Below are 26,264 nucleotides of genomic sequence, written 5' to 3' on the forward strand. Positions count from 1 at the left end.
TCGCGAGTCCGGCAGGCGCCGTCGTACTTCCTTTTGAGGTTGGCTGGTCCAACGAGGTGCCGCCGGGTGCGGCTCTGCGGCGTGTGTGGCTGAGGTCTCACTGGAAGTACATCCCTGCTGTGGCATATTTGAGGAATGGCAGAATTCAAGCAGTCCACGAAGCTTCACAACGTCCTTTACGACATCCGTGGACCGATTCTCCAGGCCGCCCAGCAGATGGAGGCGGAGGGCCACAGAATCCTCAAGCTGAACATCGGCAATCCCGCACCCTTCGGCTTCGAGGCGCCCGACGCCATCCTGGTGGACATGATCCGCCACCTCCCGCATGCCCAGGGCTACAGCGATTCCCGGGGCATCTTCTCAGCGCGCACCGCCGTCTCCCAGTACTACCAGACCCGCGGCATCCAGAACATCCACGTCGATGACATCTACCTGGGCAACGGGGTGAGCGAACTCATCACCATGTCCCTGATGGCCTTGCTCGACGACGGCGACGAAGTCCTCATCCCCACGCCGGACTACCCGCTGTGGACGGCATCAGTGGCGCTCGCCAGCGGCAAACCCGTGCATTACCTCTGCGACGAGGAATCCGGCTGGCAGCCTGACCTTGAGGACTTGGAAGCCAAGATCACCCCGCGCACCAAGGGGATTGTGGTGATCAACCCGAACAACCCCACCGGCGCGGTTTACCCCGAAGAGACGCTGCGGAAGATCGTGGCTTTGGCCGAGAAGCACGGCCTGGTCATCTTCGCCGACGAGATCTACGAAAAGATCCTCTACGAGGACGCCGTGCACGTGAACCTGGCCGGTCTGACCGGGGACCACGTCCTCTGCCTCACCTTCAGCGGCCTGTCCAAGGCGTACCGCGTGTGCGGCTACCGGGCGGGCTGGATGGCCATTTCCGGACCCAAGAAGGACGCGGCCGACTACCTCGAGGGCATCAGCCTCCTGGCAAACATGCGGTTGTGCGCCAATGTCCCGGCCCAGCACGCCATCCAGACGGCGCTGGGCGGCTACCAGAGCATCAACGACCTGATCCTGCCGGGCGGGCGGTTGCTGGAGCAGCGCAACAAAGCCTACGACATGCTCAACGCCATCCCAGGCGTCAGCACCCAGCAGGCGAGGGGCGCGCTGTACCTCTTCCCGCGGCTGGACCCGGAGGTCTACCACATCAGGGACGACGAGAAGTTTGTCCTCGACCTCCTTCGGGAGCAGAAGATCCTCGTCTCTCACGGCCGGGCCTTCAACTGGGTGCGCCCGGACCACTTCCGCATGGTCACCCTGCCCAACGTCAAGGACATTGAAGAGGCCGTGGGGCGGATGGGGGACTTCCTAAGCAGGTATCAGGGGAACTAGCCTGTGGTTCACGGGCGCTTCGGACCCGTGAACCTTCGCGGAAAGGATTCCCCATGGCCGGCGTCGTCCAGTTCGATCAGCACCCCTCCGAGACCCTTCGGGCAGGGGAGGGGTTTTCGCTCGCCGGCGTGGATCCCGACTCCACCCCCGGCTACAGCGGCGGCAAACAGGACGGCAAGGCGCTCCTGGCTGACCTGGACGATGAGCTGACCGAGCTGCAGGAAAAGCTCTTCGCAGAGTCCCGTTTCGGCGGCCGCAAGCGCATCCTGCTGATCCTGCAGGCCATGGATACTGCGGGCAAGGGCGGAATCGTCAACCACGTCATGGCGGCCATGGACCCGCAGGGGGTGCAGTTCAAGGCGTTCAAGGCGCCCACGGACCAGGAAAAGTCCTACGACTTCCTGTGGCGCATCGAAAAGGAAGTGCCTGCCGCCGGCATGGTGGGCGTTTTTGACCGTTCCCATTATGAAGACGTCCTGATTCACCGCGTTCATGACTGGGCCACTCCGGATGAGATCAAGCGCAGGTACGTGGCCATCAACGAGTTCGAGGCACGGCTGACGGAATCCGGCACCAAGGTGGTCAAGGTGATGCTGCACATCAGCGGGGACGAGCAGAAGGCAAGGCTGCTGGCCAGGCTGGACAACCCCGCCAAACACTGGAAATACAACCGCGGCGACCTCGACGAACGGGCCCTCTGGCAGGACTACATGGATGCCTACCAGGCCGCCATCGACGCGACGAGCACCGCGGACGCACCGTGGCATGTGGTCCCCGCCAACAAGAAGTGGTACGCGCGCATCGCCGTTCAGCAACTTCTGCTGGGAGCGCTGTCCGGCTTGAACCTTGAGTGGCCCAAGGCAGAGTTCGACGTCGACGCCGAGCGGGAGCTGATCCTTCAGTCCTGACGTTTGGACCGGCTGGCTGGCCTTCCGTCCGCTGGCGCTACATTGGCTGGCGCTACATTGGCTGGAGCTACATTGGTTGGTCGCGGGCGGCGGCCAGCCGCTTCCGTGCACCTTCCAGCCATTCCTCGCAGCGCGCGGCCAGCGCCTCGCCCCGCTCCCAGAGTGCAAGGGATTCCTCCAGGCTTGCACCTCCCGCTTCCAGCCTGCCCACCACAGCGATGAGCTGCTCACGGGCTTCCTCGTAGCTCAGCGCTGCGACGTCGTTTCCTGGCGTGGGCTCAGTCATTCGGTTCTCCGGTTTCGGGTCGGGGCTGGTGAAGTGTTCCCACGGACTCAAGCGTCCCCGTGGACGCCGCGCCGAAGCGGCCTTCCGCCACACGCACGGACAGCTGTGTTCCCGCCGGCGCCTCTGCCGGCCGGCGCACCACGGCGTGCCCTGCATTGCTGCGGCCGGCCGCCTGCGGGTTGGCGAGTTCGACGACGGCGTACCCCCGGTCGAGTGTTTTCTGCGGCGAGAGGGCGCGCACCTGGGCTTTGAGGTGTTCCAGCTGGTCCGCGGCACGGACCACGGTGGAACTCACCGCGGCGGAGGACCTGCGGAGCAGCCGTTCGATCTCTTCGGAACGATCCGTTACCAGTCGTTCGGGAGCTGCCAGCACCGGCCGAGAGTGCAGCGACGCCAGGCGGTCGGCTTCCCGGTCCACCAGGCGCTCCATGCACCGGCGCAGCTGTTCCCTGGCCTGGCGCACCCCGGCCAGCTCTTCCGAAACCTCCGGGACGATCCGCTTGGCCGCGTCCGTGGGGGTGGACGCGCGAAGGTCGGCGACGTCGTCGAGCAGCGGCCGGTCCGCTTCATGGCCGATGGCGCTCACGACTGGAGTGGCGGCAGCAGCCACGGCGCGGACCAGTTCCTCGCTGTTGAACGGCAGGAGGTCTTCAAGTGCGCCTCCGCCACGGGCGATGACAATAACGTCCACCTCAGGGCGGCCGTCCAGGTCACGGAGGGCACGGATCACCTGGGCCACCGCGGTGTTGCCTTGGACGGCCACCTCCCGGATCTCGAATTCCACGGCGGGCCAGCGCAGGGCGGCGTTCCGGAGGATGTCCTTCTTCGCGTCCGAGTCCCTGCCGGTGATCAAACCGATTCGGTGCGGCAGCAGGGGGAGCGGCTTCTTGCGGGAGTCGGCGAAAAGACCTTCGGCGGAGAGCGCCTGGCGGAGCCGCTCGATCCGGGCCAGGAGATCACCCAGGCCCACCGGCCGGATGTCGCGGACCAGCATGTTGAGCCGGCCGGTCTTCAGCCAGAATTCAGGCTTCAGCAGGGCCACCACCCGGGACCCGCGTTCCAGGGGCAGGTTCTGGCGCTCCAGCACCTTGGTCCAGACGGAAGCGGGGAGGGAAACTTCGGCATCGACATCGCGCAGGGTGAGGTAAGCGTTGGTGCCGCGCCGGTTCAGTTCAATAACCTGCCCTTCCACCCAGGCTGACGGCGTGCGGTCGATGTGCGCTTTCAGTTTCTGCGACAGCAACTGGAGGGGCCAGGGGTTGTCCGGGCTGGTTTCCGCTGCGGTGGCCGGAAGGGTGGTGGGACCGGACACTTGCGGACCGGGCACGGGAAGCGAGGCCTGTTCAGACATGCGGGCCCCCTTGCGGGGCTGGAGCTGAGGGCATGGGGTCCTTCGTCTGTTGTGCGGCGGTCATTCAACCTTATCCATAAGCTCTACCATCCGGGACTGACAGTGTCCGGCCACCAGGCCCGCCTAGGATGGGTTGACCGCCATCGACCCGAAGGATCTGCTGTGCGCACTTTTGTTTCCGCCCTCGCCACCCTGCTGGCCATACTGCTTGCCGCGGTGGCGGTTCCTGCCATCTGGCTGGACCGCAACATCGTCCAGGAGCAGGGCTTCGTGGAACTGGCTGCCCCGCTGGGGAGGGACTCGGAGTTCCAGCAGGGCCTCGCCGCGGCGGCGGTCGGAACCATCGATACCAGTGCTGTTCCCGGCTTCCTCTCCGACCTGGTCCGGCCGGCACTTGAGGACGCCGCCGCGTCAATGACAGGTCTCCCCGGATACCCGGCGGCCTGGGAAGAAACGCTGCGCAGGAGCCACCGGCTCAGTTTTGCCGAACCGCAGGCAGGAACCGAGGAATCGGCGTCCGCCTCGTCTCTCACACTGGATGTGGCGCCGCTGGTGGCGCTCGGGGCTGAAGAAATCTCGCGCACCACCCGGCTCCCTCTCGACCCTCCGGACCAGACCCTGATTAATGTGGGACAGCCCCAGCAGAAGGAATGGACCGAGCGGTTGCGCACCTATGCACCTGCCGGCTACCTGCTGGCCGGGGGAGCGGTGGTGGCCTTGCTTCTGGCACTGGTAGCAGCGCGCCGCCGATGGGCTGTACTGGTCTGTGCCGGAGTGGGTGCACTGGTGTTGTCCGCGGTCTGGACAGTGGGCTCGCAGCTGGGCTCGGCCGCCGTGCTGGCAACGGACAGCGGCAGCGAAGTGGCAAACATGTTCAGGGACGGGTTTGTTCCTGCTGCCGTCCAGGACTTCGGGGGCTGGACGTTGGCCACGGCAATCACGGGCGGCGTGCTGCTGGTGGTGGGCATTGTGGCCGGGTTCATACCGCGGAAGCGGGCACGGGCAACCCGGTAGCATGGAGTAATGACCCCCTCAGCTGTTTCCCTTTCGATGCCCACCATTCCGCGTCGGCGCCGCTCTCCTGAGGAAGTAGCTGCTGCAGCCCCCGTGTCCGGAACCAAGAAGGTGCTGCTCGCTGCTCCTCGTGGATACTGCGCCGGCGTGGACCGTGCCGTCATTGCCGTTGAGAAGGCCCTGGAACACTACGGCCCTCCGGTGTACGTGCGCAAGCAGATTGTGCACAACGTCCATGTGGTGAGCTCCCTGGAGGAAAAGGGCGCCATCTTCGTCGACGAAACGGATGAGGTGCCCGAAGGCGCCCTGGTGATTTTTTCAGCGCACGGTGTCTCACCCGCTGTGGTCCAGTCCGCCGAGGACCGTGGCCTGCGCACCATCGATGCCACCTGCCCGCTGGTCACCAAAGTCCACAAGGAAGCTGTCCGGTTCGCCAAGGACGATTTCGACATCCTGCTGATCGGCCACGACGGCCACGAGGAAGTCGAAGGAACGGCCGGCGAGGCTCCGGAACATATCCAGATCATCAACGGCCCGCACGAAGTGGATAAAGTGCAGGTCCGGGACCCGGAGAAGGTCATCTGGCTTTCCCAGACCACCCTCAGCGTTGACGAGACCATGGAAACCGTCCGCCTGTTGAAGGACCGGTTTCCCACGCTGCAGGATCCCCCCAGCGACGACATCTGCTATGCCACCACCAACCGGCAGGTGGCCATCAAGAAGATCTCGCCGCAGGCGGACCTGGTGATCGTGGTGGGCTCGGCCAACTCGTCCAACTCCGTGCGGCTGGTGGAGGTGGCCCTCGAATACGGGGCCAAAGCCTCCTACCGCGTTGACTTCGCCAATGAAGTTGATGAGGCCTGGTTTGAGGGCGTAGCCACCGTTGGCGTCACGTCCGGCGCGTCCGTACCCGAAGTGCTGGTGCAGGACGTGCTGCGGTTGCTGGCAGACTACGGCTACGGCACCGTGGAGGAAGTGGTTACGGCCGAAGAAGACCTCCTCTTCTCCCTGCCTAAGGAGCTCCGGGCAACGCTGAAGCAGGCTGGCGACGTCAGCCGCGCCCTGGGTGGCCGCAAGTCCCGCAGCTGACATCGGCAGCTGAGCCCGGGCTAAAAGACTCAGCTAAAAAAATATGGGAGTTCGGGCCTGGCAGCTGTTGCTGCCAGGCCGAACCTGTAACTGAACGCTTTTCAGGCGGCTTCGTCCTCGCTTTGGAGTTCCGGGGCAGCCACTGCCCGCGGCGTCACCTCCACAACAGGCGGTGTGACCAGGCCGGATTCCTCCAGGCTGTTGAGCTTGCGTGCGGTCGGAAGGACGCGGGCTTCCAGCGTGCCCACCATCGAGTTGTAACGGTCCACGGAGGTCTTCAGCGATGACCCCAGCTTGGTGACGTTCTCGCCCAGGGTACCCATCCGGTCGTACAACTGCCGGGCCAAATCGAACAGTTCGCGGGCACTGTCCGTGAGGACGTCCTGCCGCCAGGTAAACGCAACGGATTTCAGCACAGCCAGCAGGGTGCTCGGGGAGGCCAGGACCACGTTCCGGGACAATGCGTGATCCAGGAGTTCCGCGTCGGAGGTCAGTGCGGCCGCGAGGATGGATTCGGCCGGGATAAAGCAGATCACCAGTTCCGGCGAGTTGCCGGGAATGTCCCAGTACTTCTTATTGCCCAATGCGTCCACATGGGCCCGCAGAGCCTTGGCATGCGCGGCCAGGAGCATCTGCTGCGAGCGGTGGCCGGTGGCGGAAACGGTCCCGGACGAGCCTGGCCTGGAATCATGTGCTCCGAGGTCCTGGGCCTCCAGGTATGCGGACAACGGGACCTTGGCGTCAACCACCAACTGCTTTTCGCCGGGGAGCTGGACCACCAGGTCGGGGCGAACGGATGATTCGTTGCCAGTGCTGTGAACCTGTTCGATGAAGTCCACATGGCGCAGCATTCCGGCGGCTTCCACCACGCGGCGCAGCTGGACTTCGCCCCACTGGCCACGGGCACTGTTTGACCGCAGTGCAGATTCCAGGGCATGCGTGGACCGGATCAACTGCTCGTCCGAGAGGCGCGCTTCCTGCAATTGCTGGGCAAGCTGGCCGTACTGTTCCAGCCGGTCCCGCTCCAGCAGGGCCACCTGCTGCTGCACTGCTGTCAGTTTCTCCGCCACGGGCGCAAGGGCACGAAGTACACTGCCGTCCTGGGACCGCGATTCGCCCAGCTCCCGGTTCTGTGCCGCCAGAAGCCGCCGTTCGGCGTCGGCCGCCGCGAACTGAGCGCTGACTTCCGAAAGCCGCGACGAGACGGCGTCGAAGTCCTCCTCCACTGCACGGTTGTTTTTCCGCAGCGCAAACCAGGTGGCCGCAGCGCCCGCCAGGGCGCCCAGTAACAGCATGAACAAAGCCAGAATCAACGCGAAAGCATCCATGTGCCCACTGTCGCATGGGGCTGTGACATTTTGCCGAAGCGACATTTCCGGCGGCCCCAGGCGAACCGGCAGGATGTCCGCTGCGGGTAGAATCAATGCTCGTGGCTCTTACTATTGGCATCGTCGGACTGCCCAACGTCGGCAAATCAACCCTCTTCAACGCACTGACCCGCAATCAGGTGCTGGCAGCGAACTACCCGTTCGCCACCATCGAGCCCAACGTAGGCGTCGTCAGCCTGCCGGATCCGCGGCTCCAGCAGCTCGGCGAACTCTTTGGCTCCCAGCGCCTCCTGCCCGCAGCCGTGTCCTTTGTGGACATCGCCGGCATCGTCAAGGGCGCCAGCGAGGGCGAAGGCCTCGGCAACCAGTTCCTGGCGAACATCCGCGAAGCGGAGGCCATCGCCCAGGTGGTGCGTGTTTTCGATGACCCGGACGTCATCCACGTTGACGGCAAGGTGGATCCCCGCTCGGACATGGAGACCATCAACACCGAACTGATCCTCGCGGACCTGCAAACCATCGAAAAAGCCATTCCGCGGATCGAAAAAGAAGTCAAAATCAAGAAGCGCGAAGCCGCAGAGCTGAACGCCATCCTGGCCGCACAGAAGGTGCTTGAGCGCGGCGACACCATTTTCTCCTCCATCAAGAGCGACAAGCTGGAGATGGAACACCTCAAAGAGCTCAGCCTGCTGACGGCCAAGCCTTTTATCTACGTCTTCAATGCCGACGAGGGAATCCTCGGCAGCCCGGAGAAGCAGGAAGAACTGCGCGCCCTCGTTGCCCCGGCTGACTGCATCTTCCTCGATGCCAAGCTAGAGGCCGACCTTGTGGAACTGGACGAGGAAGAAGCCCGCGAGATGCTGGAGATGAACGGCCAGGACGAATCCGGGCTGGACCAGCTGGCGAGGGTCGGCTTCCACACCCTGGGACTCCAGACCTACCTCACCGCCGGTCCCAAGGAAGCCCGCGCCTGGACAATCCACCGCGGCGACACCGCACCCCAGGCTGCCGGTGTCATCCACAGCGACTTCCAGCGCGGATTCATCAAGGCCGAAGTGGTCTCTTTTGATGACCTCATCGAAGCCGGATCCATGGCCGAGGCCAAATCGCGGGGCAAGGTCAGGATCGAAGGCAAGGAATATGTGATGGCCGACGGCGACGTAGTGGAATTCCGCTTCAACGTCTAGGTGTTTCGCCACGATAGTGGCGGGTACATAAGATACGTTCGCTTCAATTGCTGGTGGGTTCGCCGGGGACCTTATCCTGACTACAGGGGCGTACTCCCGGCGCTTCCGGCTGGACCGCCCGGGAAAAGTAAAACAAGGAGGCGGCATGCCGGTCAGGCGTCTGATGCAGTTCATCACCGCGGCGGCAGCGTCTGCGCTGGTGCTTTCGGGCTGCTCAGGCGGCGGAGGCACCACCCCGGTTGTGGTGGGGGAGGCCAAGCGCGGCGGCAGTGTCACCGTCGCCGAAGTCAATGCGTTCTCGTCGTTTAATCCCTACAGCGCCGACGGCAACACGGACATCAACTCCAAGATCGGCTCGATCACGCATTCGGGCTTCTACTACCTCGACGATGCGTCCAAAGTGGTGCGGAACGAAAAGTTCGGGCGGTTCGAGAAGGTTTCCGACAATCCCCTGAAGGTCAAATACACCGTCAACGAGGGCGTGAAATGGTCCGACGGCGAGGCGATCGATTCGGGCGACCTCTTGCTGGCCTGGGCTGCGGGTTCAGGCTACTTCAATGATGCCGATCCCATGGCCGGAACAGGAACCACGTACTTCTCCACCGCCTCCGACACCAGCGGGCTGGCCGGGACGGTCCTCCCCGAGCTCGGGGAGGACGGACGCTCCATGACCCTGGAGTACTCCGTGCCGTACGCGGACTGGGAGGTGGCGTTCGACGTCGGTCTGCCGGCCCATGTGGTGGCCGCAAAAAGCGGCCTGAACGATGAGGAGGACCTCATCGACCTGATCAAGGATTCACCTCGAGGGGACGTCGAGAAGCCCGCGCCCAACACTGCGCTGAAGCGGGTCAGCGACTTTTGGAACTCCGGATTCGATGCCAAGTCACTGCCTGCGGACCCCTCGGTCTACCTCTCCAGCGGGCCCTACATCGTTCGGGACATTGTCCCGGAGTCGTCCATGAAGCTGGTCCGCAACCGGGACTACACCTGGGGCCAGGAGCCCTGGCTCGATGAGATCAACGTCCGGTTTACCGGAGCTTTGCCTGCCGCCGTGGATGCCCTGCGGAACGGCCAGGCGGACATCATCTCGCCGCAGCCCTCGGCCGAAACGGACAGTCTTTTCGCCGGCCTCGCCGAGCAGGGGAACACGGTGGACCGTTACAGCCAATCCGGCTACGACCACCTGGACCTGAATTTTTCCGGACCTTTTGCGGACGCAGACGTCCGGAAGGCCTTCCTCAAGGCAGTGCCGCGCCAGGCCATTGTTGATGCCGTCGTCGGCGGCCTCCTGCCAGACCCCAAGCCCCTTGACTCACACGTGTTCCTGCCCGGACAGCCCAAGTACGCGGACACCGTAAAAAACAACGGCTCCGGCGACTACGCGGACGTGGACGTCGATGGAGCGAAGGCGCTCCTGGATGGCGAAACCCCCACCGTCCGCATCCTGTACAACCGCGACAACCCCAACCGGGCCAAGGCTTTTGCCCTGATTCGCGATTCCGCAGCGCTGGCAGGCTTCCAGGTGGTGGACGCCGGACAGGGCAGCGCCGACTGGGCGAAGGCCTTGGGAGGCGGCAGCTACGATGCTGCATTGCTCGGGTGGATCGGCACCGGGGTGGGCGTCAGCCGTGTTCCCCAGATTTTCCGCACCGGTGCCGGCAGCAACTTCAATGGATTTTCCGACGGCGAAGCGGACAAAGCGATGGAACAGCTCGCGGGCACCACTGACCTTGCCAAGCAGGACGAACTGCTGGCCGAAATCGACAAGCAGGTGTGGGAGAACGCCTACGGGCTGCCGCTCTACCAGACCGTCGGCACCACGGCCTACAGTGCCCGCGTCACCGGCCTCAAGCCAAGCCCGGGACCGCTCGGAGTCTGGTGGAACGTCTGGGACTGGCGTCTCACCAAGACCCCGTAAGCGCTTTCGCCGCCGTCGTGGCGCGCTTCACACTTTCGATTCGCCGATAATCGTACCGGCGAGTAGCATGTGACTTGCACAACTTCCGTTTACCGGCTAGATCCCTGGAGCGGCCCGGTCACGGTTTGGCAACGGAGTACCAGTATCTGGACTTCGTGCAGTTAGGCTACTCGTATATGTAGGTTGCGTCACAGTTCAACGCTGGGTCTCGCCTGCGGGGAAGCACAAAGATTCCCCTCGTTTCTCCCACAACTCATAGGAGGCGGAATGCGTTTTACGCGCACTTCCAAAGCACTGGGCATCGTGGCAATCGCCGCGCTTGCCCTGACCGGCTGCGGCGCTGGAGGCGGCAGCAATGACGGTGCCAGCGAATCTGCCGGCGACCCGAACAAGGTCATCACCGCTTACAGCAACGAACCACAAAACCCGTTGCTGCCGGCAAACACTGGTGAAGTTTACGGTGCACGCGCCGTCGAACTTCTTTTCGAGGGCCTTCGCACCTACGATCCGAATGGCAAGCCGGTCAATTCCCTTGCCGAATCCATTGAATCTTCTGACTCACAGAACTGGACCATCAAGGTCAAGCAGGGCACCAAATTCACTAACGGCGAACCCATCACCGCCAAGACTTTTGTGGACTCCTGGAACTTTGCCGCGAACTCCAAGAACCTGCAGCAGAACGGGTTCTTCTTCGAATCCATCGAGGGGTACGCCGAGGTGTCGGCAGTAACCACCGAGAAGTCGGCTGACGGCAAGACCACCACCACCCCGGCTCCCACGGCTGAGACCATGACCGGTTTGGCAGCCACCGACGACTCCACCATCACGGTGAAGCTGGCCCAGCCAGAGGCTGACTGGTCACTGCGCCTCGGTTACATCGCATTCGCACCGCTCCCGTCGGCCGCGCTGAAGGACCCGAAAGCGTTCGGCGAAAACCCGATCGGCAACGGCCCGTACAAGATGGAAAAAGAGGGGGCGTGGGTTCATGACCAGTCCATCTCGCTGGTGAAGAACGCTGACTACAGCGGACCGCGCGCAGCAAAGAACGGTGGCGTGACCTTCAAGTTCTACACCGATCCGGGCCCCGCCTACACGGACTTGCAGTCCGACAACCTTGACGTTACAGATGTTCTGCCCTCTAACGCTTTGAAGACCTACGTTTCGGACTTCCCGGACCGTAACGCCACCAAAGCCGTGGCTACGAACTCCACCCTGAACATCCCGGGCTACAACCCGAACTTCCAGGGCGAAGCCGGCAAGCTCCGCCGCCAGGCCCTGTCCTACGCCATCAACCGCGAGGAAATTGCCAAGGTGGTCTTCAATGGCACCCGTACGCCGGCCAAGGCATTCGCCCCGCCGGTCATCGACGGCTTCAAGGAGGGCCTTAAGGGCAGCGAAGTCCTGAAGTTCGACGCCGCCAAGGCGAAGGACCTGTGGGCGCAGGCTGAAAAGATCCAGCCGTACGACAACTCCAAGCCGCTCCAGATTGCCTCCAACACTGACGGCGGCAACAAGGAATGGATTGATGCGGTAACCAACGGGTTCAAGAACAACCTCGGCATCCAGGCTGAAATCCAGCCGTTCGCCAAGTTTGCTGAAGTCCTGAACCTGCGCAAGTCGCAGCAGCTGCCCGGCCTGACCCGGTCCGGCTGGCAGGGTGACTACCCGTCGCTGTACAACTTCCTGGGTCCTGTCTGGGCAACAGGCGCACCGTCGAACTACGAGAAATACTCCAATCCCGAGTTCGACAAGCTCCTCCAGGAGGGCCTCGCCTCCAAGACTCCTGACGAGGCAAACGCGAAGTTCAACCAGGCGCAGGAAGTCCTCTTCGAGGACCTTCCGGGCTTGCCGCTCTGGGATCAGGCACGGCCGATCGTATGGAGCAATAACGTTGTGAAGGCCGAGACCGGCTGGAACGGCGGCATCCGCTACTTCGATATCACGGCAAAGTAGTCCCAGATCTAGCTTGCCGCCAGGCACATTGGGGGGTCCGGTTACGGCCGGGCCCCCATTGGCTTGCAACGGCAGGAAGGCACCAATGACACTGTATTCTTCCCATCCGGAAGGCTGGTGATCCGGTGGTCCGCTTTATTCTGCGCCGACTCCTGCAAGTGATCCCTGTTTTCCTCGGCACAACCCTGCTTGTCTATTACATGGTGTTCGCCTTACCTGGCGATCCCATTGCGGCGCTGTTCGGCGATCGCCAGCCTCCGCAGGCCGTTATCGACACGCTGCGCAGCCAGTACCACCTCAACGAACCCTTTTGGGTCCAGTACGGGCTGTTCCTGAAGAACCTCTTCACCTTCAACCTCGGCAACGACTTCACCGGCCAGCCCATCGCGGCAAGCCTCGCACGCGTTTTCCCCGTGACCGCCATGCTGGCGATTGAGGCACTCGCCATCCAGGCCGTTTTCGGTGTGGCCTTTGGTGTTTTCGCCGGCCTGCGCCGTGGCGGCTGGTTCGACTCCACCGTTCTCGTGGCGTCCCTGGTGGTCATCGCGGTTCCCACCTTCGTCCTCGGCTTTGTGTTCCAGCTCGTCTTCGGCGTGCAGCTGGGCTGGGCGAAACCGACGGTAGGCGCCAACGCAGACTGGGGCAGCCTGCTGCTCCCGGCTGTGGTTCTGGGGCTGGTTTCCTTCGCCTATGTGCTCCGCCTTACCCGCACATCGGTCAGTGAAAACATGAACGCTGACTATGTCCGGACTGCCACCGCCAAGGGCCTTTCGCGGCCCCGGGTGGTCCTGGCTCACATCCTGCGTAACTCGCTTATACCCGTGGTGACCTACCTTGGCGCCAACCTGGGCGGCCTGATGGGCGGCGCCATTGTCACCGAAGGCATCTTCAACGTTCCGGGCGTGGGCAACAAGCTGTACCAGGCAGTCCTCCGCAGCGAAGGACCCACCATCGTTTCCATCGTCAGCGTGCTGGTGCTGGTGTTTGTGGTGGCCAACCTGCTTGTAGATCTCCTGTATGCCTGGCTTGACCCGAGGATCCGCTATGACCAGTAATAACAGCCACTATGTGGCCCCCATCGAGGAAACCCCGCTGCTGGCCACGGATGCGGTCAAGAATGACCAAGCACCCCTCAGCCTGTGGTCGGACGCCTGGCGCAAGCTCCGCCGTCGTCCGCTGTTCATTATCTCGGCGCTGCTCATCCTGGCCCTGGCAGTGGTTGCGCTGTTCCCCGGCCTGTTCACGTCCGTTGCCCCCAATGAAGGCTGTGAACTGGCCAATTCGGAGGGCGGCCCCATGGCCGGGCACCCCTTCGGCTTCACGTTCCAGGGCTGCGACATCTACTCCCGCGTCATTCATGGCACCCAGGCGTCAATGTCCGTCGGTATCCTCTCGGTGCTGTGCGTGTTGGTCATCGGCGTCACCTTCGGTGCCCTCGCCGGCTACTACGGTGGCTGGATCGACGCCGTGCTGGCCCGCCTGGGCGACATCTTCTTTGCGCTGCCGCTCATTCTCGGTGCGCTGGTCATCACCCAGCTGCCCTTTTTCCGCGAGAACAAAAGCGTCTGGACCGTGGTCTTTGTGATCTCGCTCCTGGCGTGGCCGCAGATGGCCCGCATCACCCGCGGCGCCGTCATTGAGGTGCGCAATGCGGACTTCGTCACGGCAGCCCAGGCTTTGGGCGTCTCCAGGTTCAGCGCACTGGTTCGGCATGTGTTGCCGAACGCCCTCGCTCCGATTATCGTCCTGGCCACCCTGGAACTCGGCGTCTTTATTGTCGCCGAAGCAACGCTGTCCTTCCTGGGGATCGGCCTGCCCCAGAGCATCATGTCCTGGGGTAACGATATCGCCGGCGCACAGGCATCGATCCGAACCAAGCCGGAAATCATGCTGTACCCGGCCGCGGCTCTTTCCATTACGGTACTGAGCTTCATCATGCTGGGCGACGCGGTACGTGACGCCCTTGATCCCAAGAGCCGCCAGCGATGAGAGACAAAGAGATGACAACTCCAGAAATACGCATCGCGGAGGCCGGCACCTCGGGAACCAGGCCGCTGCTGGAGATCCGCGACCTCGCCATAACCTTCAAGACCAGCGGCGGGGAAGTCCAGGCGGTCCGCGATGCACACCTGACCATCATGCCCGGCGAAACCGTGGCCATTGTGGGGGAGTCCGGCTCCGGCAAGTCCACCACCGCGCTGGCTGCGATCGGCCTGCTTCCATCCAACGGCCGGGTTTCCGGCGGCCAGATCCTGCTCGACGGCGAAGACATCGCGCATGCACCCGAGAAGCGCATGATCGAATTGCGCGGAAACACCATCGGCATGGTGCCGCAGGACCCGATGTCCAACCTGAACCCGGTGTGGAAGATCGGTTACCAGGTTCGCGAAACGCTCCGGGCAAATGGCCAGCCCAGCGGTCCGGATGACGTCGCCAAGGTACTCTCCGAGGCCGGCCTGCCGGACGCCCACCGGCGTGCCAAACAGTACCCGCACGAGTTCTCCGGCGGCATGCGGCAGCGCGCCCTGATCGCTATCGGGCTCTCCTGCCAGCCCCGGCTGCTGATCGCGGACGAGCCCACCTCGGCCCTCGATGTCACCGTGCAGCGGCAGATCCTGGACCACCTGGACACGATGACTACCGACCTGGGCACCGCCGTGCTGCTCATCACCCATGACCTGGGGCTGGCAGCCGAACGGGCCGACAAGGTAGTGGTGATGTACCAGGGCCGCGTGGTGGAGGCAGGGCCTTCCCTGGAACTGCTGCAAAACCCGCAGCATCCTTACACCAGGAGGCTCGTGGAGTCCGCACCGTCCCTGGCCAGCCGAAGGATCCAGGCTGCCAGGGAACAGGGCGTGGAGGCCTCGGACCTGCTTGCCCCGGCAGCCGAGCCCGCCGCGGCGGATAACGTCCTCCAGATCCAGGACTTGCGCAAGGTGTACAAGCTCCGCCAGGGACTGGGTAAATCGTCGGACTTCGCGGCCGTGGACGGCGTCAGCTTCGATGTGAAGCGGGGAACCACCACGGCAATCGTGGGGGAGTCGGGCTCCGGGAAGTCGACAGTAGCCAAGATGGTCCTCCAACTGGAGAAGCCCACCGAAGGCAGGATCCTGTTCGACGGCGTGGACACGTCAGCCCTCAAACCCGGGGACCTGTTCAAGTTCCGGCGCCGGGTACAGCCCATCTTCCAGGACCCCTACGGTTCGCTCGACCCGATGTACAACATCTTCCGGACCATCGAAGAACCGTTGCGGGTCCATAAGATCGGCAACAAGGAGAGCCGGGAGAAAAAGGTCCGGGAACTGCTGGACCAGGTGGCACTGCCGCAATCGGCCATGCAGCGGTACCCGAACGAACTCTCTGGCGGCCAGCGGCAGCGTGTTGCCATTGCCCGTGCGCTTGCCCTTGACCCGGAAGTCATCATCTGTGACGAAGCGGTGTCCGCCCTGGACGTGCTGGTGCAGGCACAGGTACTGAACCTGCTGGCTGACCTCCAGGCCAACCTGGGGCTGACGTACCTTTTCATCACCCACGACCTTGCTGTGGTCCGGCAGATTGCCGACCATGTCTGCGTGATGGAAAAGGGACGCCTGGTGGAGACCGGCTCGACGGACGACGTCTTCGAATCCCCCGAGCAGGACTACACGAAGGCGCTCCTCAATGCCATCCCAGGTGCGAAGCTGATGCTTCCGCCGGAAGTCGCCTAGCCGCCTTTCCTCCCGTTAAACGAGTGGAGCCGGAGCCTGTTGGCTCCGGCTCCACTCGTTTAAGCCCCGTCAGTCCTGGAAGGAATCAGTCCCGCTTCCGGCCGCCAAAGCCGGCGTCTGGTCCACGGTCAGCTTCCGCTCCAAACCCAGGTCCCGGAGCCGGCGCTCCAGCAGGACCCCCAGTGCGCGGCGGCCATTGGGATTCATATGCACTGAGTCCGCGAGGTCCTTGGCCAGGCCGTACCTGGTGAGCCAGTCGCCCACCGAAACAAAGGGGAGGTTGTGGGCGGCGGCTACCGAGCCCAGCAACGTATCAACCTCCGTCCGGCGACCGCCCCCGTTGCCTTCGCCACGGGCCAGCGTCCCTATCATGGCAATGCGGGTTCCCGGGTAGCGGGTCCTGAGCTCAGTGATCAGACGCTCCGCGTTGCCGGTGATCCGGCTGTCCGATGCTCCGGTTGTAGCGTCGTTGCCGCCGCCTTGGATAACGATGAGCGCCGGTGTACCGGAAGGCAGGAGCCAGTCACCCCGCAGGAGGGCATCAATGTAGTTGCCCGTTTTTCCGTTGGAGGACACGAACCCGGTGCCGCCCCGCCCGCAGTAGTACACCTGGTACCCCGCGGCCTCCAGGCCTTGGCGGGGCCAGCCATCGGTTGGTTCCGATTGAGAGTCCCCAATCAGGAGGACCGTCCTGCTGATGTTGGGGACCACGGCTTCAAGCCGCCCATTAGCCGGATTGAGGATTCGTGAACCGGCCGCAGCCTGATGTGCTGCGGCAGTCCCGGGCTGCCCCGCAGCGGCGGCCTGCGCTTGGGAAGAGGCAGAAGACCCGGCCGGCATTCCGCAGCCGGACAAGGCAAGGAGGCAGGACACCGCAATCACGGCGGCGGCTCCAGACGCCGCAGAACGGGTCCGGGCCTGGGCTTTTCGCATGTGGTGTCTTTCGGGCTTGCATGGAGTGTCAGAGCAATCATGTGGCATGGGCGCAGGTTTGGCCAGTGATTTTGGTCACTGATTTTCGCCGGCCGCGTTGACGCAGGGCGGCTGTGGGCCCTGCTGGCTGGCAGAAAATTTAGGCCTATTAATGCCGCAGACGCTAGACTGGGGGAAGCAGCCCTGTGCAAAGGGCATGATCCGTCGTGCGTTCCAGTTGGAAATGTCGCGATACAACAGCTGACTTTCACCACTGAATCGAGCCATTACGCATGTCTGAAACCACCACCAACACCGCGGTAGCCACTGCATCACGCAGTGACCTCCGCAACGTCGCGATTGTGGCCCACGTTGACCACGGCAAGACCACCCTGGTCGATGCCATGCTCAAGCAGACCAACTCCTTTGCCGAGCACAACCACCTCGAAGACCGCGTGATGGACTCCGGTGACCTTGAGCGCGAAAAGGGCATCACCATCCTGGCCAAGAACACCACCGTGGCCTACAACGGTCCGTCGTCCAACGGCGAGACCATCACCATCAACGTTATTGACACCCCGGGCCACGCCGACTTCGGCGGCGAGGTGGAGCGCGGACTGTCCATGGTTGATGGTGTTGTGCTGCTCGTTGACGCATCGGAAGGTCCGCTGCCGCAGACCCGCTTCGTGCTCCGCAAGGCATTGGCCGCCCACCTGCCCGTGATCCTGCTGGTCAATAAGACCGACCGCCCCGACGCGCGCATCGACGAAGTGGTCCACGAGTCCATGGACCTGCTCCTCGGCCTGGCGTCGGATCTTGCCGACGAAGTCCCGGATTTGGACCTGGACAAGGTTCTTGAGGTCCCGGTTGTTTACGCCGCCGCCAAGGTTGGCCGCGCCTCCCTGGAGCAGCCCGCCAACGGTGCCGCTCCGGACAATGAGGACCTTGAGCCGCTGTTCAAGACCATCATCGAGCACATCCCGGCGCCGACCTACAACCCGGAAGGTGTCCTGCAGGCACACGTCACCAACCTGGACGCTTCACCGTTCCTGGGCCGCCTGGCGCTGCTCCGCATCTACAACGGCACGCTGCGCAAGGGCCAGACCGTTGCCTGGGCACGCGCCAACGGTGAGCTCAAAAACGTCAAGATCACCGAACTGCTGGCCACCAAGGCCCTGGACCGCGTTCCGGCTGAGTCTGCAGGCCCCGGCGAGATTGTAGCCGTTGCCGGCATCGAGGAAATCACCATCGGCGAGACTTTGACCGACGCCGAGAACCCGCAGCCGCTGCCGCTGATCACCGTGGACGATCCCGCGATCTCCATGACCATCGGTATCAACACCTCCCCGCTGGCCGGCAAGGTCAAGGGCGCCAAGGTCACCGCGCGCCAGGTGAAGGACCGCCTGGACAAGGAACTGATCGGTAACGTCTCCATCAAGGTGCTCCCCACCGAGCGTCCTGACGCCTGGGAAGTCCAGGGCCGTGGCGAGCTCGCCCTGGCCATCCTCGTGGAGCAGATGCGCCGCGAAGGCTTCGAACTGACCGTGGGCAAGCCGCAGGTTGTCACCAAGACCATCGACGGCAAGATCCACGAGCCGATGGAACACATGACCATCGACGTACCCGAAGAGTACCTCGGCGCTGTGACCCAGTTGATGGCAGCCCGCAAGGGCCGCATGACCAACATGGCCAACCACGGCACCGGCTGGTGCCGGATGGAATTCATCGTTCCGGCCCGTGGCCTGATCGGCTTCCGCACCAAGTTCCTCACGGACACCCGCGGCGCCGGCATCGCGGCCTCCATCTCCGAGGGCTACGAGCCCTGGGCCGGCCCCATCGAGTACCGCACCAACGGCTCCATGGTCGCTGACCGCGCCGGCGTGGTGACCCCGTTCGCCATGATCAACCTGCAGGAGCGCGGTTCCTTCTTCGTCAAGCCCACCTCCGAGGTGTACGAGGGCATGATTGTTGGCGAGAACTCCCGCGCCGACGACATGGACGTCAACATCACGAAGGAAAAGAAGCTCACCAACATGCGTGCCGCTTCGTCGGACACCTTCGAGAACCTGACCCCGCCGCGTGACCTCACCCTCGAAGAGTCGCTGGAATTCGCCCGCGAAGACGAGTGCGTCGAGGTAACGCCGGAGTCCATCCGCATCCGGAAGGTCATCCTGGACACCAACGAGCGTGCAAAGGCCAACCGCGCCCGCGCCAAGGCCTAGCCAGCACAGTAGTACCAAAGAAAGCCACCGGCACCCCGCCGGTGGCTTTCTTCGTACCGCCGTGCGCAGTGAGGCCCGGCTTCGTCGCGCAGGGGCAGTCCCTGCGCACTGAGGGTCGGCTCAGGCGCGCGGCCTTCGCCGCTCCGGCGCCGGCGGAACCTCCTTGGCTGCCACAACAACCTCAAGGGGGATCACGACGTCGGCCTGCCGGGTGCGGATGGTGCACGCACCGGCGTCGCACGCCACCAGGTGTCCCAGTGCATCAGCGAGCCCGCCCTCGATGCGGTACCGCACCACCACCCGTGTTCCGGAAGCGGCGGCAAGGAGGAATCCGGCGGGGGAGGGGACAGGTAGACTCACCACTTCATACTAAATGGCTTCACACAAGGAGCCCGGCTAGGTTCGTAGTAACGGGCTGGGAGATAATAGGCTCAGATGTCAAGAGTCCGGCCAGGTTGCCGGACGCAACAGCCGGCGGGACGCCGGAACCAACGTGGAGAGGCAAGGGACGTGACGTACGTAATCGCGCAGCCGTGTGTAGATGTCAAGGACAAGGCATGTATCGAAGAATGCCCGGTCGACTGCATCTATGAGGGTGAGCGTTCGCTGTACATCCATCCGGACGAATGCGTCGACTGCGGAGCCTGCGAACCGGTATGCCCGGTGGAGGCCATCTACTACGAGGACGACACCCCGGACGAGTGGGCCGACTACTACAAGGCCAACGTTGAGTTCTTCGACGACCTCGGCTCACCGGGCGGCGCAGCGAAGATCGGCAACACCGGCAAGGACCACCCGATGATCGCCGCACTGCCCCCGCAGAACCAAGACCACTGACGCAGGCTGGAACGGTGACCGCAGCAGTGAATACGTTTGGCCTTGACTTGCCCGACTACCCGTGGGAGGCCATGGCGCCGTATCTCGCGAAGGCCTCGGAGCATGCCGGGGGAGCCGTCAACCTCTCCATTGGTACTCCGGTGGATCCCACGCCCGCGCTGATACAGGACGCACTGAAGGCCGCCGCCGACGCCCCCGGTTACCCCACGGTCCATGGCACGCCTGCCCTGCGGGAAGCCATTGCCGCCTGGTTCGAACGCCGCCGCGGTGTTGCCGGACTGGACCCGCGCAACATCATGCCCACGGTCGGCTCGAAGGAACTCGTGGCCTGGCTCCCGCTCCTGCTCGGGCTCAAGCCGGGGGACGTCGTCGTACGCCCCAAGGTTGCCTACCCCACGTACGATATCGGCGCAACGCTCGCCGGCGTCACCTCCGTGGCCACGGACAACCTGGACGAGCTCGACGACGCCACCCGCTCGCGTGTCCGGCTGATCTGGGTCAATTCCCCGGGAAACCCCACGGGCAGCGTCCGCGGCGTCGAATCCCTGAAGGCGCTCGTACAACAGGCCCGTGAAGTGGGCGCCGTGGTGGCGTCCGACGAATGCTACGCAGAGCTGGGCTGGGGCGACTGGGATGTCCAGCGCGGCGGCCAGCCTGTACCGAGCATCCTGGACCCGCGGGTGGCCGGCGGATCCCACCAGGGCTTGCTGGCCGTGTACTCGCTGAGCAAGCAGTCCAACGTGGCCGGCTACCGGGCAGCATTTGTGGCCGGCGATCCGGACCTGATGCCCAACCTCGTCAACAGCCGCAAGCACGCGGGCATGATCGTTCCCTACCCGGTGCAGGAAGCCATGCGGGTGGCATTGGGCGACGACGCGCATGTTGAGGCCCAGAAGGACCTGTACCGCGGCCGCCGGGAACGGCTGGTTCCGGCGCTGCTGGATTTCGGGCTGGAGATCAAGGAGTCCGACGCCGGCCTCTACCTTTGGTCGACGGCGGGTGCGAGTACCTGGGACACGGTAGCCCGGCTGGCGGAGCGCGGCATCGTGGTGGGTCCCGGCGTCTTTTACGGTGAGGCGGGCAATGGATACGTCCGTGTGGCCCTCACCGGAACAGACGAGAGGATCGACGCCGCCGTGGCCCGGCTGGCTTCGGCGCCGTAATCAGCGCGGCTGCCCCGGCCGGCGCTAGGTCCGTAACAATGGTGTGACTCCGGACACATCTGACGCATTTTAGGGCCTTTTGGAACGTCGCGGATTAGTGGCACCCGCCAAGGAGCGGGTACTTTTTAAGTGACTATCAATGGTGGCTTTCTACAAGAAGGCAGCCCGGGTGTTGGAACCTGTCCTCTCAGGCTTCGTGCGCGGCTCACCTGATGTTGGATCAAGCTTTCGACAGAGGCCCAGACGCCTCATGAAGGGGACTCCATGACTGAGACCAACAATGCTGCGACCCTGCTCCACGCAGGAGGCGAGCTCAAGCTGCCGCGCATCCAGGTTGTTGAAGGAAACGAAGGCTACGACGTTTCCAAACTGCTGAAGCAGACGGGCGCAGTCACCTTTGACCCCGGCTTCATGAACACAGCAGCCACAACTTCGGCTATCACCTACATCGACGGCGATGCTGGCATCCTGCGCTACCGCGGATACCCCATCGAACAGCTGGCACAGCACTCCAGCTTCCTTGAGGTGTCCTACCTGCTGATCTACGGCAACCTGCCCACTCCCACGGAGCTGGACGAATTCGACCAGAAGATCCGCCGGCACACGCTGCTGCATGAGGAGCTCAAGGGCTTCTTCGGCGGCTTCCCGCGGGACGCGCACCCCATGCCCGTCCTGTCCTCGGCCGTTTCCGCGCTGTCCACGTTCTACCAGGACTCCCTGGACCCGTTCAACGCCGAGCAGGTGGAAGTTTCCACCATCCGCCTCATGGCCAAGCTTCCGGTCATCGCGGCCTACGCCCACAAGAAGTCCATCGGCCAGCCCATGCTGTACCCGGACAACTCGCACAACCTCGTGGAGAACTTCCTGCGCCTCAGCTTCGGGCTTCCGGCAGAGCAGTACGAGGTGGACCCGATCGTGGCCAAGGCACTGGACCTGCTCCTGATCCTGCACGCGGACCACGAGCAGAACTGCTCCACCTCCACGGTCCGCCTGGTGGGTTCCTCCAACGCCAACCTGTTCGCATCCGTCTCCGCAGGCATCAACGCCCTCTTCGGCCCGGCCCACGGCGGCGCCAACGAGGCCGTGCTGAAGATGCTCCGCCAGATCCAGGCCGAGGGCACCAAGCCCGAGGACTACATGGAGAAGGTCAAGAACAAGGAAGACGGCGTCCGCCTCATGGGCTTCGGGCACCGCGTCTACAAGAACTACGATCCCCGCGCCAAGATCGTCAAGGCCACCGCTCACGAGATCCTGAGCAAGCTCGGCGGCAACGACGAACTGCTGGACATCGCCCTGCGCCTGGAAGAGAAGGCGTTGAACGACGATTACTTCATCCAGCGCAAGCTCTACCCGAACGTGGACTTCTACACCGGCCTCATCTACAAAGCCATGGGCTTCCCCGAGAAGATGTTCACCGTGCTCTTCGCCATCGGCCGCCTCCCGGGCTGGATTGCCCAGTGGCGCGAAATGATCAGCGACCCGAACACCAAGATCGGCCGCCCGCGCCAGCTCTACATCGGCGAGCCCGAGCGGGACTACCCCGCCCGCTAGTCCCGCGGACTCCAGTACGACGGCGGCCGCCCACCTCATCGAGGTGGGCGGCCGTTCGTCGTTAATCACCAGCAAAGCAACACGGGGTCACTAACGGCCCAATATGGGGTCCCCGAAGGGCAAGTAGTGACCCCGCGTTGCTGCTAGGAGTTGTATCCCTGGGGGTTGTTTTTTTGCCAGCGCCAGTGGTCCTCGCACATCTGGTCGATGGTTTTGGTGGTGGACCAGCTGAGGTCGGCGAGGGCTGAGGTGGCGTCGGCCCAGAAGGCGGGCAGGTCGCCGGCGCGGCGGCCAGTGATCTCGTAGGGGATGGGCTTGCCGACGGCTTTTTCAAAGGAGCGCAGGACCTCAAGGACCGAGGAGCCGGTGCCCGAGCCGAGGTTCCAGCGGAATACCCCGGTGCGGTCGGTGATGTGGTTCAGGGCGGCGAGGTGGCCCTCGGCGAGGTCCACCACGTGGATGTAGTCGCGCAGGCAGGTCCCGTCCGGGGTGTCGTAGTCGCCGCCGAAGACCATGAGTTTCTCGCGCCTGCCCACCGCGACCTGGGCGATGAAGGGGACCAGGTTGTTGGGGATGCCCTGGGGGTCTTCGCCAATCCGGCCCGAGGGGTGGGCCCCGACGGGGTTGAAGTAGCGCAGCAGGGCGATGTGCCAGCGGGTGTCGGCAGCCCCGAGGTCGGAGAGGATGTCCTCGATCTGTTCCTTGGTGCGGCCGTAAGGGTTGTTGGCGCCGATTTCCATTTTCTCGACGTACGGGATGGGATTGTGTTCGCCGTAGACGGTGGCGGAGGAGCTGAAGACGATGGAGCGGACGTTGTGCCGGTCCATGGTCCGGATCAGGTTCAGGGTTCCGACGAGGTTGTTGTAGTAGTAGTTCAGGGGTTCGCGGACCGATTCGCCGACTGCCTTGAGCCCGGCGAAGTGGATCACGGCATCGACGTCGTTCTCAGCGAAAACCTTCTCGACGGCGGCCTCGTCCACGAGGTCCACGTGGTGGAACTGTGCTGTTTTGCCGGTGATCTCGGCAACCCGGCGGAGGGACTCCTCGCTGGAGTTGACCAGGTTGTCGACGACCAGCACGTCGTGGCCGGCTTCCTGCAATGACAAAACAGTGTGGGAACCGATGTACCCGGTGCCCCCTGTAACCAGAATTTTCATGCTCTCAACGCTATCCCAAGTGGTGCCGGTCGCGCCGGTCGGGGCCAATTTCCAGGCAGGATGACGGTGCTTTACGGGCCAACCGGCTGACAGGCCTGTGACGAGGCACAAGTGTGCTAAATAGGAGGAGTGCCTAAAATCGTTCATGCCGGAGCCCGGCGCCAGGAAGTGGTGGAAGCAGTTTGGCGGATCATCGCCGTCGACGGACTGGAAAGGGCTTCCCTGCGGGAAGTGGCAGACGAGGCCGGGCTCGCGGTCGGCTCCGTTCGGCACTACTTTGCCGGTAGCGATGAACTGCTGGCCTTCTCCTTCGCGACCGTGATTGACAGCATTGTGGCCAGGCTGGAGGCCGCATTGCCCGGGCTGCAGGACCACCCGCGGGCAAGCGCCGAAGGACGCGCCGCTGTTTTAACACTGCTGGGCGAACTCCTGCCATTGGATGAACAACGGGCAGTGGAGGCGTGCGTGTGGATAGCATTCCGCAACGCCGCCAGGATCAAGCCTTTTCTTGCCGCGGAGGCGGACCGGAGCCACCGCGAGGTGGCCGCCGTGATGGGCCGCGTGATCACTGCGTTGCTGCCCGGGGAATCCCAGGAAGTATTGGTGGTGGAGGCGGAAAGACTCCTTGCCACGCTGGATGGCCTCTGCATGCATGCCCTCCTGCAGCCCGGCTGGATGACTGCCCACATGTGCACCGATGTCCTGGAGCGGCACCTTGACGGGTTGGCGCCGTGAATTTCGTTAACCTCGGCAACTCAGGGGAATAGACTGATAGCCGGGGGCGCAACACCGGATCACCAGACCCGGCAGGAGCGCGCCAGGGAAGGACCTCGGATGCAGCAAAAGACCGGTTCCGGGTGGCAGATCACCACCGACACGTCCGGACCGATGATGATCGCCCTGTATATCCGCGATGCCGCCGGACTCGACGGCGCGGGCCACCCGGCGCTTTCCCATGCAGCTCCCAAGATCCGTCATGCCGACCATTCCCACCTGACTGCCGACGTCGGGGGCTTCAACGGGCTCAAGACGGAATGGGAGGCGTGGTGGGAACAGTTGCTGAAGGCGCATCCGCAGACGTCGCCGGAACTTTCCCCGCCAGAGTTCGAGGCTTTCGGCAATTCGCCCGCCCTGCAGCGGGTACTCCAGGCGCATTTCGGCTCGGCCCTGACCTGGGCGCGGGAACGCCGGAGCGAGTATGCCGAGCTTGAAGCTGAAAGGGCCGCCAACGGTGCAGACCAGTTGCTGGAGGACATGGTGGATGACCGGCTGATGGAAGTGGGCCGCAACGCCCGCGACTTCAAGCTGACCATCATTGAACTGCCGTTGAACGAACAGCGGGCCTGGTACCTGGAGCCGGACAAAATCATTATGAGCCACCAGTTGATGGGCCAGCCGGAGCTGTTCCGCAGCTACGTCCAGCCTGTGGTGGAAATCCTCGTCTAGCAAAAGGCCGGACGGGCCTCAGGCCCCCGTGCCTGCCGGCGAGACTGTAATCCGCACCTCGCCGTCCGGGACCGCCGACTCCCGCCAGCCGTCCCGCTCGTCGCGCTCCCAGGTCCGCCCGGCAACTTCCACCTGTGTGACCTCGAGGGTCTTGGCATTGGCTACGGCCCATTGCGCCACGGACCAAGCCTGGCTGCCGTCAGCCTCCACCACCAGGGTTTGGCCGTCAACCGCGGAAGCAGAGAGTCCGTAAGCCTGGGAAAGCTGGTCAGAAACGGCCTGCGGATCTCCCGCGGCACCTGCCGAACGGAGGGTGCATCGAATCGCTTCGGGGGTCTGGCCGGACAGCCCGGAGGCAAAAAAGCGCCCCATCTGCTCGTGCTGGGCGTAGGCGGTGGGAAATGCAGATCGCTGCACCCGTTGCGCAGCTTCGGTGATCTCCATCGACTCGTAGCCGGGGATCTTTACCAGTGCGTCGTAAAAGGCGTTCGTCGCGTAAATGGGATCCATGATCTGCTCTTCGCTTCCCCAGCCCTGGGAAGGCCGCTGCTGGAACAGCCCCCGGGAATCCGGGCCCGCCTGATCGCCGTGTTCGATGTTGCGGAGCTTGGACTCCTGCATGGCGGTAGCCAAGGCTATGGTGGCCGCCCGGGGCGGGAGGCCGCGCTGGACTGCAACAGCGGTGATCAGGGAAGCGTTGACAGCCTGGTCCGGAGCCAGTTCCGCCGTCTTGCCGTTGACGACGGCGGTACAGCGCTCCGAAACGAGGGTCTCGGAGCGCTGCACAAAAAACACCGCTGCATAGACGCCGCCGGCCACGAGTGCGAGGGCAAGCAGCAGCACCAGCAGGCGGCGCAGGCCGCGTCTTCGTGCCATGAA

The 26,264-nt window shown here is 63.8% G+C and carries 23 protein-coding genes; 16 read left to right on the plus strand and 7 right to left on the minus strand.

The window, feature by feature from the left end:
• The first annotated feature begins 135 nt into the window (after window positions 1-135).
• A complete protein-coding gene (locus QRN11_RS13170; RefSeq protein WP_285251344.1) occupies window positions 136-1,356 on the plus strand; it encodes a pyridoxal phosphate-dependent aminotransferase in 1,221 nt (406 codons plus the stop codon).
• Between the two features lie 53 nt (window positions 1,357-1,409).
• A complete protein-coding gene (locus QRN11_RS13175; RefSeq protein ID WP_285251345.1) occupies window positions 1,410-2,264 on the plus strand; it encodes a polyphosphate kinase 2 family protein in 855 nt (284 codons plus the stop codon).
• 67 nt (window positions 2,265-2,331) lie between these two features.
• Here the strand turns inward: QRN11_RS13175 and QRN11_RS13180 are convergent, their stop codons facing one another.
• Together QRN11_RS13180 and xseA are read right to left on the minus strand one after the other, a co-directional pair.
• The gene (locus tag QRN11_RS13180; protein ID WP_091415297.1) at window positions 2,332-2,550 is read right to left on the minus strand and encodes an exodeoxyribonuclease VII small subunit; all 219 of its coding nucleotides are present in this window, start codon (window positions 2,548-2,550) and stop codon (window positions 2,332-2,334) included.
• Window positions 2,543-3,901, minus strand: coding sequence for an exodeoxyribonuclease VII large subunit (xseA, locus tag QRN11_RS13185; protein WP_285251346.1), 1,359 nt, complete (start codon window positions 3,899-3,901; stop codon window positions 2,543-2,545). The genes QRN11_RS13180 and xseA overlap by 8 nt, the downstream gene beginning before the upstream one ends.
• 162 nt (window positions 3,902-4,063) lie before the next feature.
• On the opposite strand from xseA, the gene QRN11_RS13190 reads away from it, so the two are divergent.
• Together QRN11_RS13190 and QRN11_RS13195 are read left to right on the plus strand one after the other, a co-directional pair.
• Window positions 4,064-4,915 (plus strand): hypothetical protein, encoded by an 852-nt coding sequence (locus QRN11_RS13190; protein ID WP_285251347.1) that lies wholly within the window; start codon window positions 4,064-4,066, stop codon window positions 4,913-4,915.
• A gap of 9 nt (window positions 4,916-4,924) precedes the next feature.
• The gene (locus tag QRN11_RS13195) at window positions 4,925-6,004 is read left to right on the plus strand and encodes a 4-hydroxy-3-methylbut-2-enyl diphosphate reductase (protein ID WP_285251348.1); all 1,080 of its coding nucleotides are present in this window, start codon (window positions 4,925-4,927) and stop codon (window positions 6,002-6,004) included.
• 101 nt (window positions 6,005-6,105) lie between these two features.
• Here QRN11_RS13195 and QRN11_RS13200 read toward each other — a convergent pair whose 3' ends face one another.
• Window positions 6,106-7,332, minus strand: a complete 1,227-nt coding sequence (locus QRN11_RS13200) for a DNA recombination protein RmuC (protein ID WP_285251349.1) — start codon at window positions 7,330-7,332, stop codon at window positions 6,106-6,108.
• A 101-nt stretch (window positions 7,333-7,433) separates the two neighbouring features.
• Here QRN11_RS13200 and ychF point away from each other — a divergent pair, with 101 nt between their 5' ends.
• The 6 genes from ychF (at window position 7,434) to QRN11_RS13230 (ending at window position 16,097) form a co-directional block, all read left to right on the plus strand.
• Window positions 7,434-8,519: a redox-regulated ATPase YchF gene (gene ychF, locus QRN11_RS13205; RefSeq protein WP_091415997.1), complete on the plus strand. Its 1,086-nt coding sequence runs from the start codon at window positions 7,434-7,436 to the stop codon at window positions 8,517-8,519.
• A 145-nt stretch (window positions 8,520-8,664) separates the two neighbouring features.
• Window positions 8,665-10,437, plus strand: coding sequence for an ABC transporter family substrate-binding protein (locus QRN11_RS13210; protein WP_285251350.1), 1,773 nt, complete (start codon window positions 8,665-8,667; stop codon window positions 10,435-10,437).
• A gap of 267 nt (window positions 10,438-10,704) precedes the next feature.
• A complete protein-coding gene (locus QRN11_RS13215) occupies window positions 10,705-12,390 on the plus strand; it encodes a peptide ABC transporter substrate-binding protein (RefSeq protein ID WP_091415311.1) in 1,686 nt (561 codons plus the stop codon).
• A 125-nt stretch (window positions 12,391-12,515) separates the two neighbouring features.
• Entirely contained in the window at window positions 12,516-13,445 is a 930-nt protein-coding gene (locus QRN11_RS13220; RefSeq protein WP_091415314.1) for an ABC transporter permease, read from the plus strand.
• Window positions 13,435-14,379: an ABC transporter permease gene (locus tag QRN11_RS13225; RefSeq protein ID WP_285251351.1), complete on the plus strand. Its 945-nt coding sequence runs from the start codon at window positions 13,435-13,437 to the stop codon at window positions 14,377-14,379. The genes QRN11_RS13220 and QRN11_RS13225 overlap by 11 nt, the downstream gene beginning before the upstream one ends.
• 11 nt (window positions 14,380-14,390) lie before the next feature.
• Window positions 14,391-16,097: a dipeptide ABC transporter ATP-binding protein gene (locus QRN11_RS13230; RefSeq protein ID WP_285251352.1), complete on the plus strand. Its 1,707-nt coding sequence runs from the start codon at window positions 14,391-14,393 to the stop codon at window positions 16,095-16,097.
• Between the two features lie 69 nt (window positions 16,098-16,166).
• Here the strand turns inward: QRN11_RS13230 and QRN11_RS13235 are convergent, their stop codons facing one another.
• Complete coding sequence (locus QRN11_RS13235) at window positions 16,167-17,030, minus strand: SGNH/GDSL hydrolase family protein (RefSeq protein WP_285251353.1); 864 nt, start codon at window positions 17,028-17,030, stop codon at window positions 16,167-16,169.
• A 272-nt stretch (window positions 17,031-17,302) separates the two neighbouring features.
• On the opposite strand from QRN11_RS13235, the gene typA reads away from it, so the two are divergent.
• A complete protein-coding gene (gene typA / locus QRN11_RS13240; protein ID WP_091415324.1) occupies window positions 17,303-19,231 on the plus strand; it encodes a translational GTPase TypA in 1,929 nt (642 codons plus the stop codon).
• 120 nt (window positions 19,232-19,351) lie between these two features.
• Here typA and QRN11_RS13245 read toward each other — a convergent pair whose 3' ends face one another.
• Window positions 19,352-19,591, minus strand: coding sequence for a putative acetyltransferase (locus QRN11_RS13245; protein ID WP_285251354.1), 240 nt, complete (start codon window positions 19,589-19,591; stop codon window positions 19,352-19,354).
• A 150-nt stretch (window positions 19,592-19,741) separates the two neighbouring features.
• Between QRN11_RS13245 and fdxA the strand changes: the two genes are divergently transcribed.
• From fdxA to QRN11_RS13260, 3 genes are all read left to right on the plus strand, one after another.
• Complete coding sequence (gene fdxA, locus QRN11_RS13250; protein ID WP_009356972.1) at window positions 19,742-20,068, plus strand: ferredoxin; 327 nt, start codon at window positions 19,742-19,744, stop codon at window positions 20,066-20,068.
• 14 nt (window positions 20,069-20,082) lie between these two features.
• Window positions 20,083-21,231 (plus strand): succinyldiaminopimelate transaminase, encoded by a 1,149-nt coding sequence (dapC, locus tag QRN11_RS13255; protein WP_285251355.1) that lies wholly within the window; start codon window positions 20,083-20,085, stop codon window positions 21,229-21,231.
• 264 nt (window positions 21,232-21,495) lie between these two features.
• Window positions 21,496-22,782 (plus strand): citrate synthase, encoded by a 1,287-nt coding sequence (locus QRN11_RS13260; RefSeq protein ID WP_142061562.1) that lies wholly within the window; start codon window positions 21,496-21,498, stop codon window positions 22,780-22,782.
• 143 nt (window positions 22,783-22,925) lie between these two features.
• Here the strand turns inward: QRN11_RS13260 and galE are convergent, their stop codons facing one another.
• Entirely contained in the window at window positions 22,926-23,939 is a 1,014-nt protein-coding gene (gene galE / locus QRN11_RS13265) for a UDP-glucose 4-epimerase GalE (RefSeq protein WP_285251356.1), read from the minus strand.
• A 129-nt stretch (window positions 23,940-24,068) separates the two neighbouring features.
• On the opposite strand from galE, the gene QRN11_RS13270 reads away from it, so the two are divergent.
• A complete protein-coding gene (locus QRN11_RS13270) occupies window positions 24,069-24,674 on the plus strand; it encodes a TetR/AcrR family transcriptional regulator (protein WP_285251357.1) in 606 nt (201 codons plus the stop codon).
• A 99-nt stretch (window positions 24,675-24,773) separates the two neighbouring features.
• Window positions 24,774-25,385 carry a hypothetical protein gene (locus QRN11_RS13275; protein ID WP_091415335.1) on the plus strand — a complete coding sequence of 204 codons (612 nt, stop codon included), beginning with the start codon at window positions 24,774-24,776 and terminating at the stop codon, window positions 25,383-25,385.
• An 18-nt stretch (window positions 25,386-25,403) separates the two neighbouring features.
• On the opposite strand, the gene QRN11_RS13280 is transcribed toward QRN11_RS13275, so the two are convergent.
• Window positions 25,404-26,261, minus strand: a complete 858-nt coding sequence (locus tag QRN11_RS13280; RefSeq protein WP_091415338.1) for a transglycosylase SLT domain-containing protein — start codon at window positions 26,259-26,261, stop codon at window positions 25,404-25,406.
• Window positions 26,262-26,264: the final 3 nt, after the last annotated feature.

This window comes from Pseudarthrobacter sp. fls2-241-R2A-168, assembly GCF_030209335.1.
Lineage (GTDB): Bacteria > Actinomycetota > Actinomycetes > Actinomycetales > Micrococcaceae > Arthrobacter.